This is a genomic window from Mesorhizobium sp. ESP6-5, assembly GCF_020164695.1.
Classification (GTDB): domain Bacteria; phylum Pseudomonadota; class Alphaproteobacteria; order Rhizobiales; family Rhizobiaceae; genus Mesorhizobium; species Mesorhizobium australicum.
The window spans coordinates 1-24,727 of sequence record NZ_JAIUGR010000015.1; the positions used below are offsets into that span (position 1 = coordinate 1).

Below are 24,727 nucleotides of genomic sequence, written 5' to 3' on the forward strand. Positions count from 1 at the left end.
TGAGCATACCTCGGTCGTTGGGTGCAGCAAGCTCCTCAGCTAACTTTCAATACCTGCGGTGTTCGCCGGACGGGTACGAAGAGGCTGCGGAATCAGCCGTGAGGTTTTGGCCGCACTCTCCTGGCCTCCGGCCGGTCAGAAAGCCCGTCGTACAGGCGGGCTTTTTGCTGTGTGGAGTGTTGACACTTGTTTGATCACCAAGGCAAATCGGGCCCTTTGTTGGAGCTCCTCCTTTGGCCTCGTACGTCCGGCAACGCCTTGCGGAAATCAAAGCGGATCCCGCCCTTCGCACCCGCCCCGTTCAGGGAAAACCGTCGCGAGAGCAGCTGTCCGTTGCCTCGCGGCTATTCGCAGCCCTAGGCTTCAGCAAGCGATTGCTGATCGTCGTTCACCTGATGGATGGTGAGAAATCCGTGTCGGACCTACTTTCTCTGGTGGGCGGGACACAGTCCGCCCTTTCACAGCATTTGAGCGGGATGGCCAAACTCGGAATCGTCCGATCCCGTACCGAAGGTAAACGGCGCTTCTATTCCTGTACATCCGAACAGGCGAAGATGGTGGTTGGCTTTCTTAGCGATATCGCCGAAAGCGACCAACTTCCGCTGGGATAGGATCGAGAAAGGGGTCATCTTCTTGGCGCCCCGGCTATGCGAGTCTACCTCTTAGCCAAGCTCTGAAGAGTCGCATCGATCTATGAGACGCCACCTTGGTTTGCTGGGCATGACACCTGACCAGTACAGAACTAAATGGAGTCTCGCAAAAGACTATCCCATGGTGGCGCCGAGCTACGCGGCTCAGCGGTCCATTCTCGCGAAATCCATTGGCCTTGGCCTCAAGAGGATGCCCACCAAAACCGCGCCCAAAAAGGCACGGGCGAAGCGCAAAGCTAAGGCGTAAACACGGGCTGCGACCTGCTCTTCTAGACATCCGCCCCTGACGGACGCATTCTCCCTCGCGGGAGAGGGTTATGGGCAGAGCAGTTCATCCCAAATTGAAGGGACGGCGAATGACATGGTGGCGCTCGCTTCTTGCCGCTCGCCTTCCGCTGGTCCTAGTGCTGCTTGGATTTACCTCCGTCGCCTATGTTGCGACCAACGATCAGCACCAACTCCCGCGGGTTCATACAGGAGGAGGTTCATCAAGTAAGATGGCTTTTCGGAAGGCGGGCTGCGATATCAAGGGGAATATCAATGAGCGCGGCGAGCATATCTATCACATGCCCGGCCAAGCATATTATCTGGCGACGCGCGTGAACCCGGCCCGAGGCGAGCGCTGGTTCTGTTCCCAATGGGAAGCTTGGTGGGCCGGTTGGCGGAAGGCTAAGGTGTGACGGTGGCAACCCCGTTGGAATCTCTTCTTTGTCATTGGCTTGCCTATGCATCAGGAATGATCACGCCGCTTCAGCCATGCATGAGGTCGAAGAGACGCCGAGTACTGCCAGCGCGATTTCAGTTTCGGCGTCGTTGACATGCGCCGTCACCAAGACGATCCCCTCGACAGGATCCGCACCATCTTGCCTCAACGCGGCAGCTGCCATTGATCCGATCAGCCCGCCAGCAATGCTGGCGCAAGCGAGCCCCGCCAGTGCTGTCGGCGAGAACCATGCACCGTGAGGGTCGATCACAAAAGCCACAACCGCGCTTCCGCTGAATACCGTGGCAAGAATGGCAGCTGGAGCGGTCCCAAAGCCAGCGCACTCGTTGCGGTAGGGTCCGATAGCGGCGATTCGTACGCGGCCAATCCCTGCTGCCACGAGGTCGGCTGCGGCTTTGGCTGCTTCGGTCCGGGAGTCAAACAGTCTGCTGAGTGTCGGCATGGTCGGCGACGTTGTCCGGCGATAGATGGTTGACGAAGGTGGCAGCGATAAGATCGTCACCATCGATACGACCTAGTCCGTCCTCCATGATCGCAGCGACCTTCTGGAAGGTCATCAATTCGCGTTCGGTGATCTCGGCCGCCTGCATTCTGGCTCGAAGGCTGGCGACGCGCATCCCCAAGGCAGGGGATGTGACAGTTCCATTTAGTATCATTCGAAAATCCTGTGGATTGGCGGCGGTGTGGGGTGCCGAGGTTGTGATCTGGAATGCCGTAACTTGCGCGGGGATCACTCCGATGAAAACCAGGAATTAGCGCTGCTGGGCCTCAAGCACTGAATCCTGCTCATGCTTGGCGAAGAGTGTGAGCTTGTTGCTATAGGTGATCCGAAACTGGCGTTGACATCTCTCGCAGCGGTGCGAGGAAACGACCTGAAACCAACTGCCTGCCCTCTTCAAAGCGAAACCGAAATGGGGACATTCGAGCGTCATTTTGCACATTAGTAGTCGTCGGGAGAGTGCCATTCGACCACCATCACACGTGAGAAAGTTCCGAGCCGCAACCCAACTTCGCGCAAAGTCGGTGGTTCCGGGTGCTGGGCTTCAGTCGGAAGCAACCGAGACCTAGGTCCGATCACAAGGAGAAGGCATAAAGCCATAGGCCTTCCAACACATCCGATGGTTTAATCGGGAAGAACTTCGCATTTCGGGCCATCTGGACCCGTGCGCTCGGCTTCCCCTTTGCACAAATGATGACGGCTGCGGGCAAGCAGTTCCCGTGGACGCTGAACATTGCGCCGCCTCCCTTTGACGTGAGCACCACGAGCGCGCGTGGCAGGACGCTCCTCTTCGGACGCGTTGGCCGCGCACGTCCGACAGGTCTCAAGCAGGACTCTGATCATTGTCTCGTCTGCCTCGATGCCGGAAAAGGTTTTCGCGAGGTTGCGAGCTTGCTTGTCCCATTCGCATTCGGGGATGTCGCCCTCTGCGATTATGGCTTTCAGAGCGTTTTTCATGACGTCGAAATCAAAGGCTGAGATCACGGGGCGCTTGTGTCTCATATGCTTCTCTCCGTGTGTCCGACGAAGCTGCCGAAGAGCGGATCGGAAGCACCAACTACAAACTCTAATCCGTCACCAACTTGGCGCATTAAACTGCGTTAATGGCTACTCGTAAATTCTGCTCGTGACGAGGAGCAGCGAGGTCGAAACTTAGCTACAGTTCGACCTGCCCGAAGAGTAGGCGACCGACGCCGGGTTGGGGGCGGGTACACCCCGGTCGCCTTTAGGGATGGGGGACCATGGATTCAGCAAACTGCGTTGCGATGTTCCTTGGAAGAGGAAGGAGAGGCGTTTCGCGCAGGAATAGCAATTGCCCTGTCCGGTCTCAGATCTCTCACGGGTGTGCAGCCGTTGCGGTCTAATGGATGGTTTCGCTGGCGCTGCTACTGCTGGGTCGCCACGGCAGTCTGTGCAACGCAGGAACACATTGCACATCTGTCGATTGCCCGATGAAGCACTGGAGGGGAGATAGCTCGTCTCGGCTGACGCCGGGGCGGGCTTTTCCAGCATGGTCACGACGGTCATTCCGATCCAGCGCGCATATCGATCACTTGGGCTCTCTGTTCAGCGCATCGGACACTGTTTGACGCAATTGCCAGCCGTCGATGGACTTCTGCACGTCGAGCGAAATGGCTTGCGCGGTGATCGGCGCGGCCCATGAAACGAGGGCAACGCTGACCGAGAACGAGATCAGCAAAGCGAAGGCGGTCGCGAACAAGACGTGGTCCTCTTTGGAAGCACGAGCTTAACCGCCGCCTATCCGGTTCGTTCATTCACGATCCGCGAGCCTGTGTGTCGTGGTTAATCCATGCTTAACGAGGCCATTGGCAATTTGGCGCGCAGCCTTTTGCCAAACGCGCCAATGGGGCGTAGGCTCGCTCATCGGCCGCCAGATTCGTCGGATGCCGCCGACAGTGAGAGATACATGCTCTTGCCCGATAGGGAGAAGAGCCATGCCTCAATCCACGCTTCGCAACGACGTCTTGAATACCCTCACGCCTGAGGATTTTGGCTTTTGTGGCCATCGACACTGATGCCAGCATGCAGGACTACCGACCGCGAGTTGGAGGAGTTGCTGGCGACCGCATCCCTCGTTCACGGCGTACCAATGGCCTTCGACACAAACTCAGCCGATGGCTAGCCCCCCAGCTCCATCCATAGGTGGCCGGATGCTTGCGTCCGCCCAGAAGGCTGCTTCTTCAGACATTCGCCAAGCGATCATTCGCCAGCTGATCGGTGACATCGGGAGGCCGTGCATCTCGATAGCAGAGGTTATTCAAGCAACCAGACGAGCTTTTCCGGTTTGCGAACTGACGGATTGGGAACTCGGCAACTTCGTTGCGCGAAGCGCGATTGATGCGGGATTTGCAATTGAGTTCGACGCGGCCGTTCCTTGATCGCGAGCTCGGCCGCGCGATTCCCCGACGCATCTGCCAAGAAGCACTCGTACGCTTCGCTCCGTTCCGAAATCGTTCCGGGCGGCAGCGGCAAGTCCGCTGGGGCGGGCGGCCCGTGTACGTGTCTGCTTTCCAGCTTCTCCTAGGCATCAGTCAGGGGTGGCTCAAACGCCGATTCGTTTTTGCTTTGCGTCGAATCTCGAACTGAGATTAGTTTTGCGGCGGTGCAGTGAGGGAAGTTCCATGCCGATCTACCAAAAAGCAACAGAAGCTGGCGTGTTCGAGTCATCCGAAGTGGCCTTGATTGGCCGAGTGTTCGAGAAGTTGAAAACCGAGGGCCAGTCGCCAGAGCATCGTCGAGCGCTCGCTTCTCGTATCATAGCAAACTATCAGGCCGGGATTAGAGACGAGGAAGAACTGATGGCGGTGTCCAAACTACCGCTGGGACGGTGAGATCGGCCCCCGCTTCATGGCTGCGTCGATGCCTATTCTCCGGGCCCGGCATGAGCGAAGCCGAAACGAGCCGCCCAACTTTACGATCCCGACGACCGAAACAGACTCGGCGCCAGTTCTGCGATGGAACCCGACCTGCTCGTCAAGGTGACACGAGACTTCGCAGGCCGGGGGCCATACACCGGCTTGAGGGGACCGGGGCTAGTGGAGCATGCGCCTTCTAGAGCGACAGCGCAAATCGCATGAGCGGAAGCTCAAGCGAAGGCTGCGTCCGTTCCGACAGCAATTTAGCTGGGAACTGTCTTTCCGCATGGGAGGGTGCTCGTTTGGAGAATCCGGTAGACCTGCATCCTTGAGCAGCCGACCGCATTCGCGATCTCCGAGGGACGTTTTCCATCGGAGTGCATCTGCAAAACGCGGTTATAATCGAGCCGCTGTTTGCCGCCCTTGTGCACGCCTTCGCGCTTGGCCTGCTCGATGCCTTCACGCTGCCGGCGCTCCATTTGCGCGACCATGCCCAGCACGGTCAGAACGACATGGCCCATCTCACCCCGGGTCGAAACGTGCGGCTCGAGTACCGTAACGAAGGCGCCCTTCTGCTCGCACTCGTAAATTAAGTTGAGCACGTCACGGGTGTCGCGCCCGAGCCGGTCAAGGCGCGTCACGACCAGTTCGTCGCCCGGGCGAAGGAAATCCAAAATGGTTGCCAGCTCGGCGCGACCGTCGCGGCTGCCGCCCGCTCCGAGCGAATGACCTCGCATCCCTCGGCTTTTAGCTTTGCGAGCTGCGTCTCTAAGTCCTGGTCTACTGTGCTGACGCGAGCGTATCCAATGCGAGCCATTTGGTGTCACCTCAACGTTTTGAGGCTCGATGCTACCTTGCCGCAAATAGTTGAAGTCAAGCTGATCCGCACCACAGGTGAGGGCACAATGCGAATGGCAGTTTTGCGCCCATTCCGGTCGTTCAGACGCCGCGCGCCATGTCCTGAAAGCCGACTGTCCAGCCTTGTCTGGGGCAGAGTCCCGAATGGGGTAGTTGCGGACTGGCGGCTATCGGGCGCGCGCTGCAGAATCGGACGCTTATGCCGCTCATGGATGGGGCGGAGATCTCGATCAAACCCGGCCGATAGGTTCCGGCTGGGCGTTTGGAACTGACTTGTCTCGATCGAGCGAAATCGATTTTGCCATGACCAGCAATCCAACGACCGCGAGCGCCGAGAAGGCTGCTGGGAGCAGAAAAACATGGGGGAGCCCAATCACAGCGACGCCCAATCCGCCAGCCACGCCTCCCAGCGCACTGCTAAGGGCGGTGGAGCTCATGAAGATTGCAGATGCAGTCGCCACGGCCTGAGGCAGTAGCCGCTGGGCGACGATAATGCCCAAGGCGGCAAAAATACCCCAGACGACACCCATGAGAATCTGTCCAGCGAACATCCCGACGACATCCGGCCAGAGAGCGAAGCAAACGTTGGCCAGGACTGCACAGCCGGCGGCAACGGCCATGAGGCGCATGAAGGCGACCCGACGCCCAAGGAGGATGCTGAACGGCATTATGAGTAGTTCGACAAGAGGCTGAATGCCGATAACCGCGCCGCGTATCCCTGCCTCGATGTGAAGGCTCTCCTCCATATAGAGCAGCAGAAAACCGTATTTGATCGATTCCCCCGCATAGACCAGGATGAACAGACCCGTGAAGGCGAGGAGCGGCAGCATGGCTCGCCAATCCGCCGACGTGGCGGCCTGCTTGAGCGGGTCCACGGCGGCCTTGGGATTGGCAATAACCTTCATAGTTCCGAGTGGAAGGATCTGAAGCAAGAAGCAGGCCGCCGTCACCCAGAGCATAGTGCGCAGGCCATATTGTGCCGCGAGCCAGGCCCCCAATACAGGTCCGACTACCCAGCCCGCCGTCAGCGCCATTCGCACGATCGCCACCACGCTGTCGTCATTGCCGCCCGGATTGCGGCTGATGTCGTCATGAAGAGCCGCGAAGACCTGCGAGGCCGCGGCGCCCGAAAAGCCGAGGACGACGGCGCTGATCACGAAGGGCATCCATGCGTCGCTGGCCATGGCGATCGCCGCCCAGCCTGCGAAGCCTGCCAAGGCGCATATGCGGAATAGGCCCAGCCGATTGCCAGTCCGGTCCGAATAGCTGCCGACCAGGTAGCCAGCGATGGGGGCCATGAGGTTCGTAAGATAGAACAGGCCCGCTGCAGGCAACGACACTTGCAGTTCCTTGACGAGAAACAGCACGATCTGCGGGGCCGCAGCTGACGTTCCAAGGCCGGACAGGAACATTGCGATCGTCGCGCCAAGGCAGAGCGGTGAACGCATTACCCGTTCAATGGCAGTTTGAGAGGCTTTGGCTTGCACGACGGACGTCCATCAAGTAACCGGTTACTTAGCCTTATTTCGGCGCCATCGTGTCGTCAACAGTGGAGACCTCTCTTGGGCGGGACAGGGACTGGCGCGAGCAGCATACGAGATGTGGCCGCAGCGGCCGGGGTATCGGTGGCAACAGCTTCGCGGGTCTTATCCAAGTCGGGCTACAAGGTACTGGAAGACACTCGGCTCAAAGTGGAAGAGGCGGCCCGCATGCTCGGCTATGTTCCCAACGCACTGGCTCGTAGCCTTTCCAACGCAAGAAGCGACGTCATCGGCGTCGTGGCGCCAGTTCTGCGCAACCCCTACTATGCCGCAATGGTCGAAGGCATCGACGAGGCCGCCAAGCATCATGGCCTTCTGATGCAGCTTGGCTTGACCGATGGCGATGAGGCCACGCGTGAACGGGTTATCGATCGTCTTCTCGCCCAGCAAGTGGATGGCCTGATCGTCTGTGCTGGTGCGGATGACCATGTTGTCGGTCGAACGCCCGAGACGTCGCCAGTGCCAATAGTCCTCATCGGAACACAGGCCAATCCTGGCTTCCCGTTTATTTTCACAGACAACCGCGCCGCAGGCTGGGCCGCCGGAGAACATCTCTGGTCGTTCGGTCACCGCCACTTCGCTTATCTGACGGCGCATGACACCTGGCATGACTTCCGAGAACGTGGCCAGGGGCTGAAGGAATTCCTTGAGGGCACCAGCGAGCGTTTCGAATTCCAGGTGACTGAGGGATTGTTGGGCGAGGACGATGCCTATCATGCCACCCATGAGCTGGTAAAAGGGACGCGCCCGACCGCGCTGGTGGCCTCGACGGATCGACATGCACTCGGTGCAATGGCCGCACTGGCAGACGCTGGAATCGCGGTGCCGTCCGAGATGTCCGTCATCGGCTTCGACGACTACGTCACGAGCAGCTTTCTGCGGCCTGCCCTCACCACGATGCGGATGCCCGCGGCCGAGATGGGCCGCGAAGCCGTCGGTGTCCTGACCAAACTCCTCGGTGGCAAGCCGGTCGAACAATTGATAGCGATGAAGGCGACCCTGATTGTTCGTTCTTCGACTGGACCGAGGCTGTAAGCCAGACCCTGCCCGTCGGTGGGACTGGTGGCAGCTTCTGGCCTGAGTGAACCGAGCCGCGAATGTCCGATCCAGGATCGGTAGCACCCAGACCGCCTTGCGCCTGATGTCGGCCATTCATCGGTTCTCGGCGCAGTTCTGAAACCAGACATTCGTCAGGTGTCGATGCGCCACTGCCGGAGGCGGCGGTGCTGTTTGATCAGGCTTCCGGTGTCTCCACGCCCGGGGTCGCCCGCATGAGCGCGGTGACGACGTCTGCCGCGCTTGTCCTCCCCTTCAGCACATCGCGATCCTCTTCGGGAAAATCGATCCAGCCTTCGTTGAAGCCGTCGAGCATCCGGATGCGCGGCAGCGGATTGCGCATACCTTGCGCGCGGAATAGTGCGTCCCAGGTCTCGCGCGGCACCGGCGCAGCATGGACCGGCCGGCCCAGTGCGCTCGAGAAGGCGGCGGCGAGATCATTGGGCGAGACGCGGGCTGGCCCCTCCAGCCGGATCACGCGCGCACTGCTCCAGCGTTCGCGGATCAGCGCGGCCGCGGTACGGCCGACATCCTTCGCAGCCACCATCGCGAAACGCTTGTCGAGCGGCATCAGGAAGCTGCGGATGATGCCCTCGTCCCGCGCCGAGGCGAGGTCCCAGGCAGCGTTGTCTAGAAACCAACCCGGACGCAGGAAGGTGACGGGGATCGCCAGCGTGGCGAGCGAGTGCTCCATCAAGGTGCGCTGGGTGAGCAGATTGTCCTGCTCGGCATCGGCGCCGATCGTAGACAGGCAGACGATGCGGCCGGGCCGTGCCCTTTCAAGCGCCGTGCGCACGGCCTCGATGACGCGGCGGGCACCCGGATAGCCCGGTTCCGGGTCGAAGTCGGACGGCGGCAGGATGAACACACCCTCCGCGCCCTGGAAGGCGGCGGCAAGCGCGTTGGCATCTTCCATCTCGGCGATCGCAACCTCGCAACCCCGTTTTTTCCATTCCTTGCCCTTGGCCGCGTCCCGCACGACCGCGCGAACGGGCAGGCCGGCAACGAGCAGCGCCGTCGCCAGCGCGCCGCCGACCTTGCCCGTGATTCCGGTGATTGCATACATGATGATGTCCTCCTCTTGTTGTTCAAGGGTTCGGGTTGTTCAAAGGTTCGGGGCGGCGCGACGCCAGGTGATGCGCGCGGTCTTCATGCCGCCGGCGAACAGGGTCGGCCGATCAGTGGCGAGCACCAGCGTGTCGCCGTCGAGTTCGGGAATGCGCAGCTGGTGCTGGCCCTGCCAATTGGGGAATAGGCTCACGGCCATGCCGTGCTCGACCGTGCGGCTCGCCTCGTCGACCCAATAGGGCCCGGAATAGGCGAGATAAGAAGTGCCCGCCGCGACATAATCCTCGGGCGTGCCCCGATACATGTCGCCGCTGGCGAAATGGGCGCGGTCCGGGCTGCTGAGTTGCGCCGACATCTAGCCGTCCGGCGTATAGAGGATGAAGCCCATCGGATTTGGGCCCATCGGCAGGAAGACCTCGCCGGTCTCGACGTCGGTCTCGACACAGGAGACGAGCCGCCACGCTCCGACGAGCGCCTCGCGCAGCGAGCCGGCCAGGGCTGGGCTGCCCGCGGTGACGACGGTGCTGGAATCTTTGGTCATGATGACGAACTCCTGGGGTTCGGCGCCCGGAAAGGCCGGGCCATCGCTTGGATGCCAGCGCGGCCGAGCTGGAATGTCCGGGCGCGCTCAGCGGCCCTGGGACACCCATTCGAGCGTGGTGAGCCAGAGCGCGTGACCGCGATGCATGCGGCCCTCATCGGCCTTGCGGAAGGCGGCCGCACCGGAGCCGACACCGGCCTCGTCCATCACCACGTGACAGCCATCGCCGTCGGGCCTCAGCAGCCAGGTATGGTAGAAGGCCGGCGCCTCGCCGGGCGCGCTGCCGAACCAGCCCAGGCGGCGGCCGGGGACGAACTCATGCACCCGGCTCTCGATCGTCAAGCCGAAGGTCGTCCAGGTCCACCGGACATCGGGGCCGAGCAATGGCGCACCGTCGAGCAGGGTCACGTCCTGCGCGTTGGGATACCAGGTCGGCCATGCCCGTGCATCGACGATCTGCTGCCACACCGTGTTGCACGAAACCTTCAGCCGGGCCTCGTTGTGAGCGAACAGATCCGCGCGATCCGGCTCGAATCCCGCCGGCCAGTGGATATCCGGGTCACGGGTGGCGAGATCGCTGGTCATGCGGCCTTTCATGTCGATTGGCGTCTTCATTTTCATTCTCCTTTGTCAAGCTGGGTGGAGGAATTTGTCAGGCGGGGTGGAGGAAGCTGCCCGCTCAGGCGCGGCGCAGCCCCCGGTAGAGGCCGCGCTCGAAAGCGCCGTAGAGCGCCACGACGCGCTCGTCGTAAAAGGGCAGTATCTGGGTAAAGAGCGCACCGGTGACCCTGCTTGCCGGATCGAGCCAGAAATAGCAGTTGAGCAGCCCCGCCCAGCTGATACTCCCCGCCGCGCGGCCATTGATGCCAGGCTCGGTGTTGATGTCGAAGGAGAGGCCCCATTTGTGCGGCTGGCCCGGAAACTGGTCGAAGCTGTTCGAATAGGCCGGCTGCGCCGACCGCATCTGGCGCACGTTCAAGTCGCCGATCTGGTTGGTCATCATCTGCGCGACCGTTTCTGGCTTGAGCAGCCGGGCGCCGTTGAAGCTGCCGCCATTCAGCAGCATCTGCAGGAAATTGAGATAATCGCGCGGCGTGCTGAAGGCGCCGCCGCCGCCCGAAAAGAATTCCGGGCGTTGCGGCATTTCGAACGGTGCTGGCTTGAGATCACCGTCCGGCTGGCGATTGGCGAAGGTCGCGAGGCGCCGCTTCTGCGCGCTGCCGATCAGGAAGCCCGAATCCTTCATACCCAACGGCTCGAAGATATTCTCGCGGAAATAGACCTCGAGCGACTGGTCGGTTACTTGTTCGACGAGCTTGCCGACCCAGTCCATGGAGATCCCGTATTGCCAGCGCTCGCCGGGCTCGAACTCGAGCGGCGCGGTGAAGGCGGCGTTCTGGGACGTGGCGATGTCCGCCATGCCCGTCGCCTTCTCGTACCGGGTGAGCGCATCGCTCCAGACGGAATAAGTGTAGCCGGACGTATGGGTGAGCAGGTGGCGCACCGTGATCGGCCGTTTTGCCGGGCGCAGGATTGGTTGGCCGGCACCATCGAAGCCAGTGAGGACCTTCGGCGCAGCCAGTTCGGGCAGGATCTCGGCGGCGGGCTGGTCGAGCCGTATCCGGCCCTGCTCGACCAGCTGCATCGCCGCGGTCGCGGTGAAGGCCTTGGTCATCGACAGCAGCCAGAAGACCGTATCGTTGCGCATCGGCGCGCCGGTCGCAACATTGGCATCGCCGAATGCGCCATCATAGACGATCCCATCGGGTGTCGCGGCCATGGCGGCAACGCCCAGCACGTTGCGGTTCGCCACGGCCTCGCCCAGCGCCGCATCGATGGCGCCAAACCTGCCAGTGTCCCGCGCGTGTGCCGCTACGGGCCGCAAGGCTGTGGTGCCAAGCGCCGCGCCGGCGGCAATCAAGCCCCCACGGGCCAGGAACACACGACGATCCATGTTCTGCATCGGAATTCTCCATTTGGTTGGTCACGACGGGCCTTCCCGGCTCGCTGCCGTTCCCATTTAGCCCATGGCCAACGATGAGTGGAGCGCATAAAGATCAGTGCTATAGTGCCTCAAAATCATCATGGAGGCATGGCGTTGAGCTTCGACGCGCGTATCCTGACAGGTGTTGGGGTCCTGGTCGCGGTGGCCGAGGCCGGCAATTTCGCGCGGGCCGCCGAGGCGTTGGGCCTGACGCCCTCCGGCGTCAGCCGGGCCGTTGCGCGGCTGGAGGCGCGCGTGGGCGTGCGGTTGTTCGACCGCACGCCACGTTCCGTGACGCTTACGCAGGAGGGCCGGCATTTCCATGCCCAGGTGCTGCCGCTTCTCGCCGGGATAGAGGAAGCGGCGGGTGAAGCCGCCGGCGCTGCCGCGACTGTGAGCGGCAAGCTCAGGGTCAATGTCGACCCTTGGTTCGCGCGCACGGTACTGGCGCCCAACCTGCAGCTCTTTCTCGGCCGGTATCCATTGCTCTCGCTCGACCTGATCGTCAGCAATCATCGCGAGGAGATGATGACGGGGGTGGACGTGGCGGTGCGTTTCGGTCCCGCAGACGGCGCCTCACTGGTCGCGCGCAAGATATTGGAGACGCGGGTGCTCACATGCGCGGCGCCGGCCTATCTCGATCGGCACGGAGTGCCCGCGACACCGCACGAGTTGGTCGATCATGAAACGATCCTGTTTCGCGATCCCCGGACCGGCCTGCCCTTTCCGTGGGGTTTCGATCGGAGCGGCGGCCAGTTCGAGGTCGATGTCCGGGGACGGGTGGCGACCGACGACCCATCCACGGCTGTCGAGGCCTGCCTTACCGGACAGGGTATCTTTCAGAGTCTCGAGCTTGGCCTGGGCCGCTGGCTAGAGAGCGGCGAACTCGTCTCGATCCTCACCGACTGGTCGGAGGAGCGCTATCCGCTCTATGCCTATCACCCCTCGCGCCACCTGCCGCCCGCGAAGGTCCGAGCGTTCCTGGATTTCGTTCAGGAGGTCTGTCGCTCCGGGACGGGGCACGGATGACCGCCGCTTTATCCCGAACCGGGCTGATAGCGGTAGAAGCCGGCCTATGGCGGTGTTGCCGCGTCGAGCTAAGGAGTCCATGCGCTCGCTTCAGCGCCGCTGCCATGACGTGATGGAGAGCCGCCACTCGCATGCTTCCAAGATCTGCGCGTTGAATGTGCGCAGACCCTCTTCACGGCAGTGGCATGGATGTCGATGCGATCCCGCCCAGGTGAGCTATGTGAAGGGGGCAGCTCCTGACACTTCTGCCGGGGCGCCTGAAGCGGTGTGCGCGAACTCCGGGCCTACCTCTTAATAGCGGGCCTAAGTCATGCAGGAACCTCCTGGCATGCATCGAGTTGAATGACGTAGCCAAACGGAGCAACTGATGAACGTCGCCAACCTGCAACTCGAGGGGCTGATGATGGCAGTAGCGGCCGTCAACAACGCGCTCGTCCACAATGGGGTGTTGTCGATAGATGCCATCGACGATGCGTTGCGCAAGGCTGAAGCTTCAGTTACAGGCGAAGAGCGGGTCTACGAGGACATGTCGCCGGCCAACAGGGATGCGATCTGCTTCCCGTTGAGGCTGCTGCAGCTCGCCAATCTCTCGCAGGACGAGACCGGGGTGCCGCCCTTCTCGGAGCTGGCGCGGCAGGTCGGGCAGACCAAGGAACCGTACAACGACCAGAGGTAGTTTGTAGGGCCGGCCAACCAAAGCATTGCGCCGCAACAGTGCTTTGTGGGCTGTGTGGTGTCTGTGTAGTTACGTTGGGGCAACCACGTCTTAGGCAGCCACCTTAGCGGGCCGCGACGGGTTGTGAGGCTTGCCACAGGTAACGGCCTAGGCCCGCCAGGTAGGTTGCAGAGGTACCCGGCGGGCATCTTTGCAACGCTCCGAGAAAGAACCGCTCATCCCCTGAACCTTTCGGTGTACCAGGTGATCTTGCCGTCCACCTTCATCGGCTTGTGGATCATCAGACGCTTCGGAAGGTGCTCCGGATGGACTTCAAGGAGCGTGATCTTGATCGATGGCTTGCACCGGTTGCAGTCGAATTTCAGCTTCAAAGGATCAACACCGCCGCCATAGTTGCCGCAGCTGCATTCCACCTTCACAAGCATATTGTGCCGGGTCGCCTTCCCCAGCGTGTCGATCGGATCGTGCGCCATGAGAACAGAAAAGGAACAAATTCCTTGCCCGTCAAGTGGTCTTATGGAATCTTTCCGCGGATGAGCGACGAACCGATCAGGCTTCCCTACGGCATAACGCCCGCGCCGCGCGAGCGCGCCAGAGTGCTAGGACGTAGACTCATTATCGCGTAGCCAGATGCGGACTGAGACGAGCTTGAGGGCAGCGAGGTAGTTTTCCGCCAGTTTGTCGTATCGGGTTGCGATCCGGCGGAACTGCTTGGCCTTGTTGAAGAAGCGCTCGACGAGGTTGCGTGCCTTGTAGAGGAAGGCGCTGAAGCAGATCGGGTCCTTGCGGTTGGCCTTGGGAGGGATGTTGGCCCAAGCCCTTCGCTCGGTGACGGCATTGCTCAGCAAGATCGAGACGCACCTCACGAACGGCAAAATCTCGGACGTGGATTAGCCGGTGAAACTATTTTATGCCCCTGACGTTTTTGCCGTCTCAGGTAGGTGGGCAGGTGGTACTTGGCAGAGTTTAGGAAGTTCGGGTGTCGGCAATGTCTCGGCGCCGGCAAGGTTTTTCAATGCGCAAAGTGGCTGAGCTCAAACAGCACTTGTTGCCCGAAGGGGGTGCACCGAGCCGAGTGCAAAGGAGCGACGATCCGATGCCCCATGTGTCGTGGCAGCGGACTGCAAAACCCAGAACCTAGACGTCAAACAGATCAGTAGGCCCGCGACCGATCTCATCGATGATGTCGGGCGTGTTGTTGCGCGGCAAACCGACCTTGCTGTCGATCGGCCACATCTTCATCAGATCGGACGGAAAGGGCTTCATGAGGTCGCGAGGATCCGGCTCCGGGCCAAGCCAGCGCATGTAGTCGGCCGGCGCCAGGATCACCGGCATGCGGTCGTGGATCGTCGCCATCAGATCGTTCGGCTCGCAAGTGGCGATAGCAAAGGTCCGCACGAGCTCGCCGGTTATCTTGTCGGCATACTCTTCCCAGATGCCCGCCATGGCGAAAGGCTCATCAGATTTCATGGCGACGGCGTAAGGCTGTTTCTTCTTCCCCGAGGCGTCGAGCTTCTGCCATTCGAAATAGCCGTCGACGGGGACCAGGCAGCGGCGCGAATTGTAAGCCTTGCGGAACAAGCCATTGCTGGCGATGGTCTCACACCGGGGGTTGACAGGTGGCGGGCGGCCGCCGCCGTCCCGAGCCCAACCGGGGACCAAGCCCCAGCGCGCCGACACGAAGCCGGCCATGCTGGTCGAGAGCTATTCGCGGATGATGATCGGATAGGTCAGGCTTGGCGCGCCGTTCCAGAGAGGAAAGCTGTTGCCAAGCCGCTCGACCTCGCCAGGGTGGGCGAACTCGACCGACGAACCATGTCGGGGATTGTGGTCTTGACGAAAACGCGTCCGCACATTTTGGAGCCGGCAATTACCTAAGGGAAGACCAAAATGGGAACGCATTGTGAACGAGTCAAGCTGACATAGTCACTCCGGCAGGCCGGGATCGAAGTGCATAATCGCGTCGATGATGGTGCGATAGAGGCTGTTAACCTCCTCGTCGATTTCGCCCCGCTTGATGCCAACCGCCTTGGCATCGGCGAGATGGTCAAGGGCGGCGCTGGCGTGAGGCTGAAAGCGGGTGCCTCGGGAGAGACAGTGGCGAAACCCGCTGCCTACCGGTGAGCGGGCAGCGGGCCTTTAGTTTTGGCGGGTGGAGGCCCACCGAGCTGCAAAGGTGCCGTTCACAGCCGGCCCCGATGGTTAGTCGCCTTTGCATGGATCAACGACTTACTGATTCGTAAGGAACATCCCGACGTCAGCGTAGTTTGCGCGGATGGCTCTTGTTACCGGGTTCGCATCCGCAGTGGTGGTTCTGTTTGTCGTCCTGCTATTCACGCACGCAGCCCGTGACCTTCATAGCTCGCCAATCTATCACAGGATATGTCGCCGACTGCGCCGAGCCCGTTAGCGCTTCTTCGGCTTAGGGGTGATCTCCTAGGTTGCCGGCCCCAAGCCAAGCACCCCCCGGCAACTGGGCCGCCCACATCAGTTGCTTGAGGAAGGCGCAGGCCGCACCGGCCCCGTGGTATTCCACTGGATGAACTCGACTTCCTTCCCCGTCACTTCCCGCACAGACTTCAACAGCGCCTCATGCAGGATCCGCGTGGCACGGTAGTGCTCGCAGTGTGGCGATATAAACGGCTTCACGATGCTTTTGTGCAGCGCTTCCGCCGCCACTAGAAAGCGCTCGATTTCAGCCTGCGAAAGCTGTTTTGATGGTTTGGACCGGGCCATTGGCGATCTCCGTTTCGTTGAAGGGTCGCCGCAACAGAAAGGATTATATTCCTCGTCCCGACACGGTTGGCAAGTCCTTTTCGTCAATCGGCCAAGCTGCCATCGCGGTGCTGCATCGCCTTCGCGATCACTTCGAAGACGCTGCCGACTCATATAGCGATTCTGCCATCCGTGGCTGGAACATACCCGTCCGTTCATTGTTGGAAAGGATTCGCGCGCCAACGCTCAACGGACGGTCCACGATGCATGGCTGCAAAGTCCTGGTTGCCGAAGACGAGCCGGTCATATTGCTTGACCTTGAATTCGCACTCGCCTCAGCCGGCTTCGAAGTGTTCCTCGCCAGCAATGCCGAAATTGCAATGATGGTTTTCGACGGCCAACCATCGCAAATCAGCGCTCTCGTCACCGATATTCATCTCGGGCCAGGAAAACAGCGGGGCTGGGAAGTTGCCCGATACGCTCGGCTGGGAAATCCCACGATTGCAGTCGTCTACGTCACCGCCGACCCCGCTGCTTCACGTGGGGGAGTGTCGAATAGCATCATGATCCACAAACCCTTTTTCATGGCTCAGGTGGTCACAGCGCTGACGACGTTACTCAAGGCCCCTGTGTGACATGAGCAAGGCAAGGAACGGGTGGCGCGTAGTAACGCCGACGTCAGACTCCCGGACAGATTTTAAGGGAGAATTCGCCAATCTTTGGACTGTGGGAGTTCCATAAGATTTCGGCGACACGAGGTGACGGCTTACGTCCAGAGTTCCTCAGACTGTTTCCGGGACAGCCCGTGAGCGAAGGGCTGACATGCATCCAAGGTGGGATAGCCGACACTAAGCGGCTGTCGCCTGCTGCTGATGCGAACCGCGAGCGGTCGGCTTCATGTCGCCGATCCAATCCGAATTCCAACTGACCTGCCGATGTGAGCGGGCCATCAGTCGGCCAACCCGGCATTGTGGTGGACGATCGCATCAAGGACCGTCTCATAGACGCTGCCGGTGTCTTCCTCAATCTCAGTGCTGCTGATGCCGAGCGTTCTGGCGTCGGCGAAAAGCTTTTGTATCAGCTCGGCGACTGAGATGACGTCCGCACCGAGTCGTCGGAACGTTGGACCGGATCCACTGGTCGAGGAAGTTCGTGCCGCGCGTACTCATGCAGCGATAAAGCTCACACTGACGTTAGGTTCCGCTAATTGACAGTCCGCGAGGCCGTACCAGTTCAGCCAAGGACCATTCCAGCGAATACCACAGTGAGGAGCAGTGACACTGGCACGGCTAGAAGACAGCACATCTCGATGGTTCTCGTATCTTGCCGCTTGTCCTAGTCGGACGGCTATTCGATCGCGTCGCCCTCGCCGACAGCCTCCGCCTTCTATTGCCTATCCCGGAAATCGAGCAGCTTGGCGTGACGCAGTTTCTCCTCGCCCTTCAGGAACCTCACGCGGCCGACCAGGCCGGGCTTCAGCCATTCTGCCTTTGCCTTGGCCAAGCCTATCGGAACAGGTCCGCCGACCTTTCCTTGCACGCGGTCCCATAGCGCTTGCCGATTGTGAGCCTTAAACGTGACGAAGGCTCCACCGGCATAGCGGCCCTTGTCCGCCATCAGCACCATCGCGGGTTTGCCCACCTCACGCTGCACGCCAATGATGTCCATTTCCTTTTCGGCATAGCACTTGATCTTGCGCCAGTTCATCGTCGGGCCGCTGCGATAGGTGCTGTCCTTGCGCTTTGAAACCATGCCCTCCAGGCCGGCCTGGTCGACAAGGTGATAGACGGCATCGCCGGTTCCCGGCATTGCTTCGCTGAACTGGATGCGGCCACCGGTCGGGATCAGTGCCTGAAGGATGTCGCGGCGGTCTTCCACCGGCATGTCGCGTAAATCGTGGCCGTTGAGGTGCAGGAGATCGAACGCCACCAGATGCAGGTCGCGCGACGGATTGCGGCTGGTGACGGCTGATTGCAGTGCATGGAAGTCAGACAGGCCAGCTTCATTGATGGTGATCGCCTCACCGTCGATGATGAAGTCTTTCGCTTCGATCGCCGCGGCTTCGCCGGCGAGTTGGATGTAGCGCCCGGTCCAGTCATAGCCGTTCTTGGTGATCAACCGAATCCCGTCGTCATCCTTGATGACCTGGGTCCTGTACCCATCGAACTTGATCTCGTGGATCCACTCATCGCCTTGGGGCGGGGTGTCGACCAGTTCGGGCTCCATCGGCTTAATGAACTTCAGACGCATAAACTCACTCACGACACCGTCCGATTCAATAAGCTTTAGCTAAAATAGTTCCGAAACCGCAAACTGGATGCGCGATGCAACAAAGCTAGGACAGCCACGTTGCCCCGTCGGAATGAGGCGACGATGACGAAGTATCAGAAGAGATCGAAGGCGACACGGTAGTGTCATCGGGCGTCGTTGTTGAGAACGATCCCATGAAGGCCGCCGAAGTGACCGCGGGTCAAAGAAGGGTCTCACCGAGGGTACGGAAGGACCACTTTTCCGAGTGGTCGACGAAGAGCAGGCCGCCGTTTACGAGTACAGCTTGGCCGGGCCTGATGATCGACCAGACACCGCAGAATGGACGAAGCTGTCGGACCTTGGCCAGCCCATACCAGGCAAGGTGCGCGGACCTGATCTCCCCAATGAGGGTGATCGTTTCTACGACTGCCCCGCGTGTGGGCAACGAGTCGACTTGCGCGATTTGCACCAGGTCATGTGGCATGAGGTGCCTGGTCACGAGCAGCTAAAGCCGGAGCCCGAGGCGGAGGTGATCGAATTCCCAAAGCGGAAATAACCAATTTTTCGCGAGCGCATGGCCGGCTCACAAACGGATGGGCAGCTGACGAACACGCAGCACTTCCGCCTACCCGGCATTGAGCGTCACTCTGGAAAACCAGCGTCGTGATGCACTATGGCCATCGGACTGCAATTACGAATCCCACTTGATCAGACGATTTCGGTGGTCTTATAAAAGTCGACGTTACCCTTGCTCTCTGGGGAGGCATACGATGGATAACGTGGTCCCGCTCCGCAGTGCTGTGGCCTGTGTCGAGTTGGCGGAAGCTTGTGGCGAATGTGTCGTCCGCATCACCGAACAAGACCAAGAACTTACCCGAGCATTTGAGCTGGAAAAATATGCCCTGTCCTATGCGGAGGGCCAGCGGATACGGCTAGGATTGCCTACGATCACCCGGGTGTGAGCCCTTCACTGGGCCACTTCGGGCCGTTGGCTGCTTCGATGATCCGCAAGGCTTCTTCCGGGGTAATTCCGCACAGGCGAGCATAGTAGGCGGCTTCCGTTTGCACCTCGTCATCCAACGGTAGTGCAATAATCGCCTGCTTTGCTTTGTGCTTCGCCTTCTTGCCCATGTCACGAATCATACCACAAGAGAGGTGTGACGTAGCTTGTCCTCGTCCTTCAGGAACCGCACGCGACCGACCAGACCGGGGCCACTTGTCCAAAAAGTTGACGGCCGCGAGTGGTCTCCGCCGCCCTCATCCGACAAACGTAAGCGAAGGTTCGCTTTCGGCCCGTTATTTGGGTGACACGCAGCCAGTTTTCTTCTTGGTGCCTCAATGTGACCGGCCGGCCGACGTGTGCCTCTGCCGCTTTGAATGGCGCCTGGGCCATGACCACCCGCGAAGACACAACAGACCCGCCGGCCATCATCTCAACTCGATACTCAAACATTTACGCCCTCGCGATTGTTACCAACCGCCATTTAATTAGTTCGAGCTAAAATAGTTCCGGACCTTTGACCGTTGCCAGGACGTGCGTATGAAAACGACATATGGAAGACCAATCAGTCGGCCAACCCGGCATCGTGGTGGACGATCGCATCAAGGACCGTCTCATAGACGCTGCCGGTCTCCTCCTCAATTTCGGTGCTGCTGATCCCGATCGCCTTGGCGTCGTAGAAAAGCTTCTGAATGGCCTCGGCGACTGAAATCACGTCTGAACTTGCTAGACCTGACACATTGCTGCTTAGCCACTTGTCGAGGAAGTTGATGCCGCGAGTGCTCATCGGGCATAAGCCGCTGAGGGATATTAGGTTCCGCTGATACTTCAAGCCGTGAAGAGGAAGAAAGCTTCAACAGCCCAGGTTTCGGGCTATGGCCCGCTACCGGGGCGGCTCAGTAGTTTGACGGCGCAAGACTGCCAAAGCACCGAGCCTAACTGGCAACCGCGCCAGCTTGGGTAAGCTAGCATTGTTGCCTTTGACCAGCCTCGTTCAAACGCAGGAGCAAAAGCAGACAATAAGGGCCGGCCAAGAGACATTTACCTGCTCCAATAGCTGAGCGGGCTAATGGCGCGGCATCTCACTTGAGGGCTTTTAGGAGCGACTTCGGCGCTCTGGCCGTTGCTCGGCGCGAACAGTCTCGCCTGTACGGTTGTTGAGCTCCTCGCCTGTGCACCGTCTCTCGATAGCCGCCTGCAACTTTGCAGCGGCAGGAGAATGCTGTCCGGTATCGGTTCGGGAGGCTGCGCCTTTTCCATAGGCCGTATAACAAATGTGAATCCGGATTGTTCCGGCTGTGGACGGGATGGGCCGCGGTATGGTTACCTCGCGGTCAACTAATGTTCCGGGGATGAAAAAGCCCGCTGACCGCAGCCAGCGGGCAAGCCACTTGGGAAGGCCGCGGGAGTGGTGCGGCCGGTTCCCGAACCTTCGCCGCTGACACATGTTCCACAGCCCTTGAAAGAGCCCGCCACCAGGGAGGCAGCGCCGGATCGTGAGGATAGACCCTTTTCAGTTAGCCGGCAGGCCCTGTGACCGTGATCGACGAAAAGGTTGCGGCCGTAACAGCGGACGCACGTTCACGCTTGGTCAAAACGGGCTTTTCATAAATCGCGCAGCTCACGTCGCGACCGGACCGGATACGATGATCACCTGGGCTGCGATGCTGCCCAGGCGCTCGCGCTTCTTCAGTTCTGGCTTTTCGTATGTCTTCTTCATAATGGTGCTCCCCGGTTATACTCGGCAGAGAAAATGCCTTGCGTCTGTGCTGTCTGTCAACCGCAAGCATGCCCTGTTCGGGGCCAGCGGTTCTATTCTTTTAGCACTGGCACGGAAGGGCCGGGGCCGACCGCTGTGACCGCCGAGAGACGTTCACGCCTGGCTAGAACAGGCTTTTGATGTTCTTCATGTGGGCGTTCCCTCGCCTTACCCTCGACGGGGAAATTGCGAAAGCGAGTGTTGTCAACCGGAAGCCCGCCCCTCGGCAGAAAAGCTGCCGAACAAGTTTGCCCTTTGCCAGCAGCGCGAAGGAACGTCGGCAGCGGGCAGCCTTACAGGGACCGCACCGAACGGGCACTGTGGCTGTGCGATTCCCTCGGCCTGAAATTGCTCGAATGCGTCATCCCCGCTAAGAGCCCGGCAAATCTTACCTGTATTTGCCATGCGCAAGCGTTAGGCAAGTGTAGGCCCAGTCATCGACCGAAGATTGGTCCAAGGCAAAATAAAAGTAGTTGCAAAAACATCACACACTTTTAACGCGGTCCCGGCTATTATCATACGCGGGGGATTATTCTGGGTCGGGAGAAAATACGTGAATAAATTCTTAGCAGTTCTGGCTGTTGCCGCCTTGTCGGCAAGTACCGCCTCAGCAGCCGACATGGTGGCGCCGATCGCCGGGTCGACCTATGACTGGAGCGGTTTCTATGTCGGCGGCCATGTCGGCTTCGCCAATGGCGACATCACGGCAACGGATGTGACTGAGCCCCTCGGCGGCTTTTTCACGGATTCGGTTCCTGCAGGCACCGAGGGCTTCGACTTCAATAAGGGCGGCCTGGCCGGCGGTGTCCATGCCGGGGCGCAATGGCAATGGGGTCAATGGGTTCTGGGCGGCGAGGCCACCTGGACGGCGACGGGTATCCGCAAGACCATCACCAGCCCGTACTTCCCGGATAGCGACACCGAGACCGCCAAAATCTCAAACTATGCCACGGTCGTTGGTCGCGTCGGCTATGCCTTCGATCGCGTGCTGATCTACGCCAAGGCGGGTTATGCCGGCGGCAAGGTGGATTTCCGCGCTCGAGACAATGACTCCCTCGTGACCTACGAGAAGAATGATTGGCAGAGCGGCTATGCGCTTGGCGCCGGCATCGACTATGCCCTCACAAACAACATCTCGCTTGGCGTGGACTACACCCACGTCGACCTCGGTCATAAGACGAGCACGGGCAACAATGTGTTCGATGATGGTACCGTCGGTGCTAATCCTGAGACCTATCGCACCAAGGCAAAGGTCGATGCCGTGATGGCCAGGCTGACCTACAAGTTCGGAATGGGCCAGTAGTCGACCTCGGATCTCCGGCGTCAGGAGAGAGCATCGCTCCCCTGACGCTGTTCGTGTCTCAGATTGAGGTACGGCGGCTTGGTCAGCCGCCCCGCAGTACGCACCAGATGTCTGCCAGTAGGCGGTGACCAGGGAGGGCACGGCGGGCGCATCCCTGTCACGCCCGCGCCAAGCAACTGCCTTGCGACCACTCGGTTTGTCAACCGCCCGAAATCGCAAACGCGTTCAGTCGTATAGACAAAACCCCACCTGAAATAGACGGGGTTTGTCAGCGGTCTGAAGATTGCGGGCCAAGCCCACCGCTCTTTGTGGTCGAGGACTGCTGTGGCGTTTAAGCGTTGGCTTAGTTGCCCCAATTGCCCTGGCCGGACTCCGGCTTGTTTGAATCGGGCGTCAGCTTGAAACCGTGGTGCTCGACCGGCTTGCGGATCGAAGCCGTATAGCTGTGGTCGATATTGCCCGCCGGAGCGGTGATAGCCGGCTGGTTGATGTTGTCCGAACCATAATGGTCGCTGCTGGCGAACGCGCTGCTCGTGGCAACGAGGATGGCGGCGGCGGTAAGTGCGATCTTGGTCATTTTCTCTATTCCCGTATTCCAAAATTATGTCCGTCAAGTGGCGTGCCCTTGGGAGGAATTTCGCGTCGCTCGGACAGGCTGGATTTGGGTTTTTCGTTCGTCGACTTCCAATCACGAAGATGTGCCATCACGCACCGGATCCACATCTTGAACTTCGGCCAAGGATCAATCGTAAAGAACTTTATTGGTTAATATCAAATGGTTATAAAAAACGTTCTAACGCATGGTGCGGCGATTCACTGAGCGGGCGTCGACCATCCGTTCACGGTTCGTCAACATAACTTGAACCGAGTCGGTTCGATTTTGGAGCAGCACTCGCGCGTGCATGAAAACAAGAGCGGGGCGCCTGCGCGCTTTTCTCTGTCGTCCTTCCCTCAGTATCTCCATTTCCTGTAGTCCTCCCGGCCAGTACAACAGTTCGGCGGCCAGCCAAAAGCCGCTCGTCATAAACAGCGGCACCACGATTGCGAATAGAATGTCCGCATGCGAAGGCCCGGCTGAAAGAGCCCGCCGGCCGGAGCCAGCGGGCGACGTCAGATGGAAGGCCGCTGGAGTGGTGCGGCCAGCTCCCGAACCTTGGCCACTGACACATGTTTCGCAGCCCTTGAAAGAGCCCGCCGAGTAGCCATCAAGCTGATTGAATCACAAGCTCGGCCGTGAGCCAAAAGCCGGCCGCCATAAACACCAAGATCACTGCCGCGAAAATAAATATGCGCATGCCCGCCCCGCTTCAGGCGGCCCTTTACCACACAACAAAAAAGCCCGCCACCTTCGGCAGCGGGCAAGTGCAGGAATGCGCTGGGATCAACCAGCGCAGGTGAAAGGGTGGCGGCGAAATTGGTTGTGGGGATCGACCCAACGTAGACCGATACTAGACAATGCTTGCTTGCACTCCTGTCTTGATTACGCGATGGTCAGTTAGGGCAATATTGGGGCGGGGCTGCGTGATACCGACGCGTCGGGTTCATCGCGCACGGCGACGGCATGATCACAGACTTATTTCTCACAGCGCTCGCTGCGTTTTCTATTCTGATTCCACTCTACTTCATCCTCAAATGACGGGGCATCGGCTCCAGTTCCGCCCTGAACAAACCGGGGATTCACATTCGCCCGATTCGATCTAGATTCTCGACATGAAATACGCTTTCGATGATATCGCCAGCACCTTGAACGCCCCTCACAACAGCCAGGGGAGCCGCTACAGCTCGCTGCCCGGAAGATGGCAGCGAGCTTGCTCCTGGGCTTCGCAATCGGCTTGGGAAGCGCGATTGACCACGCTGTAGCGGGCTGGATATGCACGTATTTGCGACAATGCTAATATTAAGCCATCATCCTTTCTGCCGGGAGGATCACCGGCATGGCCCGGTTGCCGGCCCCCAAACCTAAGCACACCCCCGGCAGCCCGGCCGCCCCTCACCCGCAGAGAATAACCCCTTATATTCGGGCGCTTCTTAAAGCAGAGGCTAAAAGCTCCACTCTGCCTGAATTTAACGACAGTAGTTGTCGCCGCTATCTTAGGGATCGAGCCGCCGTCCGTGTACATGAGGCCCGGCTGGATCGTCGCGCCGGGAGCGGCCGGGCCAGCCCGATGGAAAATCAAAGGATCCCGTGGATCCGGCAC

Annotated in this window: 25 protein-coding genes and 4 pseudogenes; 11 read left to right on the forward strand and 18 right to left on the reverse strand. The window is 60.1% G+C overall.

Features of this window, described 5'->3' with window-relative positions; genetic code table 11:
• Positions 1 to 233: 233 nt before the first annotated feature.
• Together LB524_RS22885 and LB524_RS22890 are read left to right on the forward strand one after the other, a co-directional pair.
• Positions 234 to 611, forward strand: a complete 378-nt coding sequence (locus LB524_RS22885) for an ArsR/SmtB family transcription factor (protein ID WP_224530358.1) — start codon at positions 234 to 236, stop codon at positions 609 to 611.
• Between the two features lie 82 nt (positions 612 to 693).
• Positions 694 to 897, forward strand: a complete 204-nt coding sequence (locus LB524_RS22890; protein WP_411909932.1) for a MucR family transcriptional regulator — start codon at positions 694 to 696, stop codon at positions 895 to 897.
• Between the two features lie 493 nt (positions 898 to 1,390).
• On the opposite strand, the gene LB524_RS22900 is transcribed toward LB524_RS22890, so the two are convergent.
• From LB524_RS22900 to LB524_RS22915, 4 genes are all read right to left on the reverse strand, one after another.
• Positions 1,391 to 1,816: a hypothetical protein gene (locus tag LB524_RS22900; protein ID WP_224530361.1), complete on the reverse strand. Its 426-nt coding sequence runs from the start codon at positions 1,814 to 1,816 to the stop codon at positions 1,391 to 1,393.
• The gene (locus LB524_RS22905) at positions 1,791 to 1,964 is read right to left on the reverse strand and encodes a hypothetical protein (protein WP_411909933.1); all 174 of its coding nucleotides are present in this window, start codon (positions 1,962 to 1,964) and stop codon (positions 1,791 to 1,793) included. The genes LB524_RS22900 and LB524_RS22905 overlap by 26 nt, the downstream gene beginning before the upstream one ends.
• Positions 1,965 to 2,497: 533 nt before the next feature.
• Positions 2,498 to 2,875 (reverse strand): hypothetical protein, encoded by a 378-nt coding sequence (locus LB524_RS22910; RefSeq protein ID WP_224530363.1) that lies wholly within the window; start codon positions 2,873 to 2,875, stop codon positions 2,498 to 2,500.
• A gap of 547 nt (positions 2,876 to 3,422) precedes the next feature.
• Positions 3,423 to 3,593 carry a hypothetical protein gene (locus LB524_RS22915; protein ID WP_224530364.1) on the reverse strand — a complete coding sequence of 57 codons (171 nt, stop codon included), beginning with the start codon at positions 3,591 to 3,593 and terminating at the stop codon, positions 3,423 to 3,425.
• Positions 3,594 to 4,044: 451 nt separating this feature from the next.
• On the opposite strand from LB524_RS22915, the gene LB524_RS22920 reads away from it, so the two are divergent.
• Entirely contained in the window at positions 4,045 to 4,272 is a 228-nt protein-coding gene (locus LB524_RS22920; RefSeq protein ID WP_224530365.1) for a hypothetical protein, read from the forward strand.
• A 243-nt stretch (positions 4,273 to 4,515) separates the two neighbouring features.
• The gene (locus LB524_RS22925) at positions 4,516 to 4,725 is read left to right on the forward strand and encodes a hypothetical protein (RefSeq protein ID WP_224530367.1); all 210 of its coding nucleotides are present in this window, start codon (positions 4,516 to 4,518) and stop codon (positions 4,723 to 4,725) included.
• A 287-nt stretch (positions 4,726 to 5,012) separates the two neighbouring features.
• On the opposite strand, the pseudogene LB524_RS22930 reads toward LB524_RS22925, so the two are convergent.
• Together LB524_RS22930 and LB524_RS22935 are read right to left on the reverse strand one after the other, a co-directional pair.
• Positions 5,013 to 5,566 (reverse strand): annotated as a pseudogene (locus LB524_RS22930) (recombinase family protein).
• Positions 5,567 to 5,837: 271 nt separating this feature from the next.
• Positions 5,838 to 7,094 carry an MFS transporter gene (locus tag LB524_RS22935; protein WP_224530369.1) on the reverse strand — a complete coding sequence of 419 codons (1,257 nt, stop codon included), beginning with the start codon at positions 7,092 to 7,094 and terminating at the stop codon, positions 5,838 to 5,840.
• Between the two features lie 114 nt (positions 7,095 to 7,208).
• Between LB524_RS22935 and LB524_RS22940 the strand changes: the two genes are divergently transcribed.
• Positions 7,209 to 8,183 carry a LacI family DNA-binding transcriptional regulator gene (locus LB524_RS22940; protein ID WP_224530370.1) on the forward strand — a complete coding sequence of 325 codons (975 nt, stop codon included), beginning with the start codon at positions 7,209 to 7,211 and terminating at the stop codon, positions 8,181 to 8,183.
• Between the two features lie 199 nt (positions 8,184 to 8,382).
• Here the strand turns inward: LB524_RS22940 and LB524_RS22945 are convergent, their stop codons facing one another.
• The 4 genes and pseudogenes from LB524_RS22945 to LB524_RS22960 all read right to left on the reverse strand — a co-directional run bounded on the left by LB524_RS22945 (position 8,383) and on the right by LB524_RS22960 (position 11,776).
• Positions 8,383 to 9,270, reverse strand: coding sequence for an NmrA family NAD(P)-binding protein (locus LB524_RS22945; RefSeq protein ID WP_224530372.1), 888 nt, complete (start codon positions 9,268 to 9,270; stop codon positions 8,383 to 8,385).
• Positions 9,271 to 9,309: 39 nt separating this feature from the next.
• A pseudogene (locus LB524_RS22950) lies at positions 9,310 to 9,813 on the reverse strand (lipocalin-like domain-containing protein).
• An 87-nt stretch (positions 9,814 to 9,900) separates the two neighbouring features.
• On the reverse strand, positions 9,901 to 10,428 hold the full coding sequence (locus LB524_RS22955) for an SRPBCC family protein (protein ID WP_224530376.1): 528 nt from the start codon (positions 10,426 to 10,428) through the stop codon (positions 9,901 to 9,903).
• Positions 10,429 to 10,492: 64 nt separating this feature from the next.
• Entirely contained in the window at positions 10,493 to 11,776 is a 1,284-nt protein-coding gene (locus LB524_RS22960) for a serine hydrolase domain-containing protein (RefSeq protein ID WP_224530379.1), read from the reverse strand.
• A gap of 135 nt (positions 11,777 to 11,911) precedes the next feature.
• Here LB524_RS22960 and LB524_RS22965 point away from each other — a divergent pair, with 135 nt between their 5' ends.
• Together LB524_RS22965 and LB524_RS22970 are read left to right on the forward strand one after the other, a co-directional pair.
• On the forward strand, positions 11,912 to 12,826 hold the full coding sequence (locus LB524_RS22965; RefSeq protein ID WP_224530382.1) for a LysR family transcriptional regulator: 915 nt from the start codon (positions 11,912 to 11,914) through the stop codon (positions 12,824 to 12,826).
• Positions 12,827 to 13,193: 367 nt separating this feature from the next.
• Entirely contained in the window at positions 13,194 to 13,502 is a 309-nt protein-coding gene (locus LB524_RS22970; RefSeq protein WP_224530388.1) for a hypothetical protein, read from the forward strand.
• 215 nt (positions 13,503 to 13,717) lie between these two features.
• Here the strand turns inward: LB524_RS22970 and LB524_RS22975 are convergent, their stop codons facing one another.
• The 3 genes and pseudogenes from LB524_RS22975 to LB524_RS22985 all read right to left on the reverse strand — a co-directional run bounded on the left by LB524_RS22975 (position 13,718) and on the right by LB524_RS22985 (position 15,358).
• Positions 13,718 to 13,975 (reverse strand): hypothetical protein, encoded by a 258-nt coding sequence (locus tag LB524_RS22975; protein ID WP_224530392.1) that lies wholly within the window; start codon positions 13,973 to 13,975, stop codon positions 13,718 to 13,720.
• Positions 13,976 to 14,101: 126 nt separating this feature from the next.
• A pseudogene (locus tag LB524_RS22980) lies at positions 14,102 to 14,326 on the reverse strand (IS5/IS1182 family transposase); the annotation flags it as partial.
• A gap of 313 nt (positions 14,327 to 14,639) precedes the next feature.
• Positions 14,640 to 15,358 (reverse strand): annotated as a pseudogene (locus LB524_RS22985) (SOS response-associated peptidase).
• A gap of 94 nt (positions 15,359 to 15,452) precedes the next feature.
• Between LB524_RS22985 and LB524_RS22990 the strand changes: the two are divergent.
• Positions 15,453 to 15,626: a hypothetical protein gene (locus LB524_RS22990; RefSeq protein WP_224530393.1), complete on the forward strand. Its 174-nt coding sequence runs from the start codon at positions 15,453 to 15,455 to the stop codon at positions 15,624 to 15,626.
• 363 nt (positions 15,627 to 15,989) lie between these two features.
• On the opposite strand, the gene LB524_RS22995 is transcribed toward LB524_RS22990, so the two are convergent.
• Positions 15,990 to 16,238 carry a hypothetical protein gene (locus LB524_RS22995; RefSeq protein WP_224530394.1) on the reverse strand — a complete coding sequence of 83 codons (249 nt, stop codon included), beginning with the start codon at positions 16,236 to 16,238 and terminating at the stop codon, positions 15,990 to 15,992.
• Between LB524_RS22995 and LB524_RS23000 the strand changes: the two genes are divergently transcribed.
• Positions 16,238 to 16,852, forward strand: coding sequence for a response regulator (locus LB524_RS23000; protein WP_224530395.1), 615 nt, complete (start codon positions 16,238 to 16,240; stop codon positions 16,850 to 16,852). The two genes, LB524_RS22995 and LB524_RS23000, sit on opposite strands and share 1 nt — an antisense overlap.
• Positions 16,853 to 17,603: 751 nt before the next feature.
• Here LB524_RS23000 and LB524_RS23010 read toward each other — a convergent pair.
• Positions 17,604 to 18,467 carry an RNA ligase family protein gene (locus tag LB524_RS23010; RefSeq protein ID WP_224530678.1) on the reverse strand — a complete coding sequence of 288 codons (864 nt, stop codon included), beginning with the start codon at positions 18,465 to 18,467 and terminating at the stop codon, positions 17,604 to 17,606.
• Between the two features lie 770 nt (positions 18,468 to 19,237).
• On the opposite strand from LB524_RS23010, the gene LB524_RS23015 reads away from it, so the two are divergent.
• On the forward strand, positions 19,238 to 19,429 hold the full coding sequence (locus LB524_RS23015; RefSeq protein WP_224530401.1) for a hypothetical protein: 192 nt from the start codon (positions 19,238 to 19,240) through the stop codon (positions 19,427 to 19,429).
• On the opposite strand, the gene LB524_RS23020 is transcribed toward LB524_RS23015, so the two are convergent.
• Positions 19,416 to 19,598: a hypothetical protein gene (locus tag LB524_RS23020; RefSeq protein WP_224530403.1), complete on the reverse strand. Its 183-nt coding sequence runs from the start codon at positions 19,596 to 19,598 to the stop codon at positions 19,416 to 19,418. The genes LB524_RS23015 and LB524_RS23020 overlap by 14 nt on opposite strands.
• A gap of 434 nt (positions 19,599 to 20,032) precedes the next feature.
• Positions 20,033 to 20,254 carry a hypothetical protein gene (locus tag LB524_RS23025; protein ID WP_224530405.1) on the reverse strand — a complete coding sequence of 74 codons (222 nt, stop codon included), beginning with the start codon at positions 20,252 to 20,254 and terminating at the stop codon, positions 20,033 to 20,035.
• A gap of 1,525 nt (positions 20,255 to 21,779) precedes the next feature.
• On the opposite strand from LB524_RS23025, the gene LB524_RS23030 reads away from it, so the two are divergent.
• The gene (locus LB524_RS23030; RefSeq protein ID WP_224530408.1) at positions 21,780 to 22,529 is read left to right on the forward strand and encodes an outer membrane protein; all 750 of its coding nucleotides are present in this window, start codon (positions 21,780 to 21,782) and stop codon (positions 22,527 to 22,529) included.
• A gap of 343 nt (positions 22,530 to 22,872) precedes the next feature.
• Here the strand turns inward: LB524_RS23030 and LB524_RS23035 are convergent, their stop codons facing one another.
• A complete protein-coding gene (locus tag LB524_RS23035; RefSeq protein WP_224530411.1) occupies positions 22,873 to 23,106 on the reverse strand; it encodes a DUF680 domain-containing protein in 234 nt (77 codons plus the stop codon).
• Between the last annotated feature and the right edge of the window lie 1,621 nt (positions 23,107 to 24,727).

Bases quoted from the DNA above. Each gene is read 5' to 3' on its own strand.
- LB524_RS22905 (WP_411909933.1), bottom strand. From the start codon at position 1,964: ATGCAGGCGGCCGAGATCACCGAACGCGAATTGATGACCTTCCAGAAG.
- LB524_RS22975 (WP_224530392.1), bottom strand. From the start codon at position 13,975: ATGGCGCACGATCCGATCGACACGCTGGGGAAGGCGACCCGGCACAAT.
- LB524_RS22995 (WP_224530394.1), bottom strand. From the start codon at position 16,238: ATGGCCCGGTCCAAACCATCAAAACAGCTTTCGCAGGCTGAAATCGAG.
- LB524_RS23035 (WP_224530411.1), bottom strand. From the start codon at position 23,106: ATGACCAAGATCGCACTTACCGCCGCCGCCATCCTCGTTGCCACGAGC.
- LB524_RS22960 (WP_224530379.1), bottom strand. From the start codon at position 11,776: ATGCAGAACATGGATCGTCGTGTGTTCCTGGCCCGTGGGGGCTTGATT.
- LB524_RS23015 (WP_224530401.1), top strand. From the start codon at position 19,238: ATGGATAACGTGGTCCCGCTCCGCAGTGCTGTGGCCTGTGTCGAGTTG.
- LB524_RS23020 (WP_224530403.1), bottom strand. From the start codon at position 19,598: ATGGGCAAGAAGGCGAAGCACAAAGCAAAGCAGGCGATTATTGCACTA.
- LB524_RS22945 (WP_224530372.1), bottom strand. From the start codon at position 9,270: ATGTATGCAATCACCGGAATCACGGGCAAGGTCGGCGGCGCGCTGGCG.
- LB524_RS22890 (WP_411909932.1), top strand. From the start codon at position 694: ATGAGACGCCACCTTGGTTTGCTGGGCATGACACCTGACCAGTACAGA.
- LB524_RS23025 (WP_224530405.1), bottom strand. From the start codon at position 20,254: ATGAGCACTCGCGGCATCAACTTCCTCGACAAGTGGCTAAGCAGCAAT.
- LB524_RS22910 (WP_224530363.1), bottom strand. From the start codon at position 2,875: ATGAGACACAAGCGCCCCGTGATCTCAGCCTTTGATTTCGACGTCATG.
- LB524_RS22970 (WP_224530388.1), top strand. From the start codon at position 13,194: ATGAACGTCGCCAACCTGCAACTCGAGGGGCTGATGATGGCAGTAGCG.
- LB524_RS23010 (WP_224530678.1), bottom strand. From the start codon at position 18,467: ATGCGTCTGAAGTTCATTAAGCCGATGGAGCCCGAACTGGTCGACACC.
- LB524_RS22925 (WP_224530367.1), top strand. From the start codon at position 4,516: ATGCCGATCTACCAAAAAGCAACAGAAGCTGGCGTGTTCGAGTCATCC.
- LB524_RS22920 (WP_224530365.1), top strand. From the start codon at position 4,045: ATGCTTGCGTCCGCCCAGAAGGCTGCTTCTTCAGACATTCGCCAAGCG.
- LB524_RS22955 (WP_224530376.1), bottom strand. From the start codon at position 10,428: ATGAAGACGCCAATCGACATGAAAGGCCGCATGACCAGCGATCTCGCC.
- LB524_RS22900 (WP_224530361.1), bottom strand. From the start codon at position 1,816: ATGCCGACACTCAGCAGACTGTTTGACTCCCGGACCGAAGCAGCCAAA.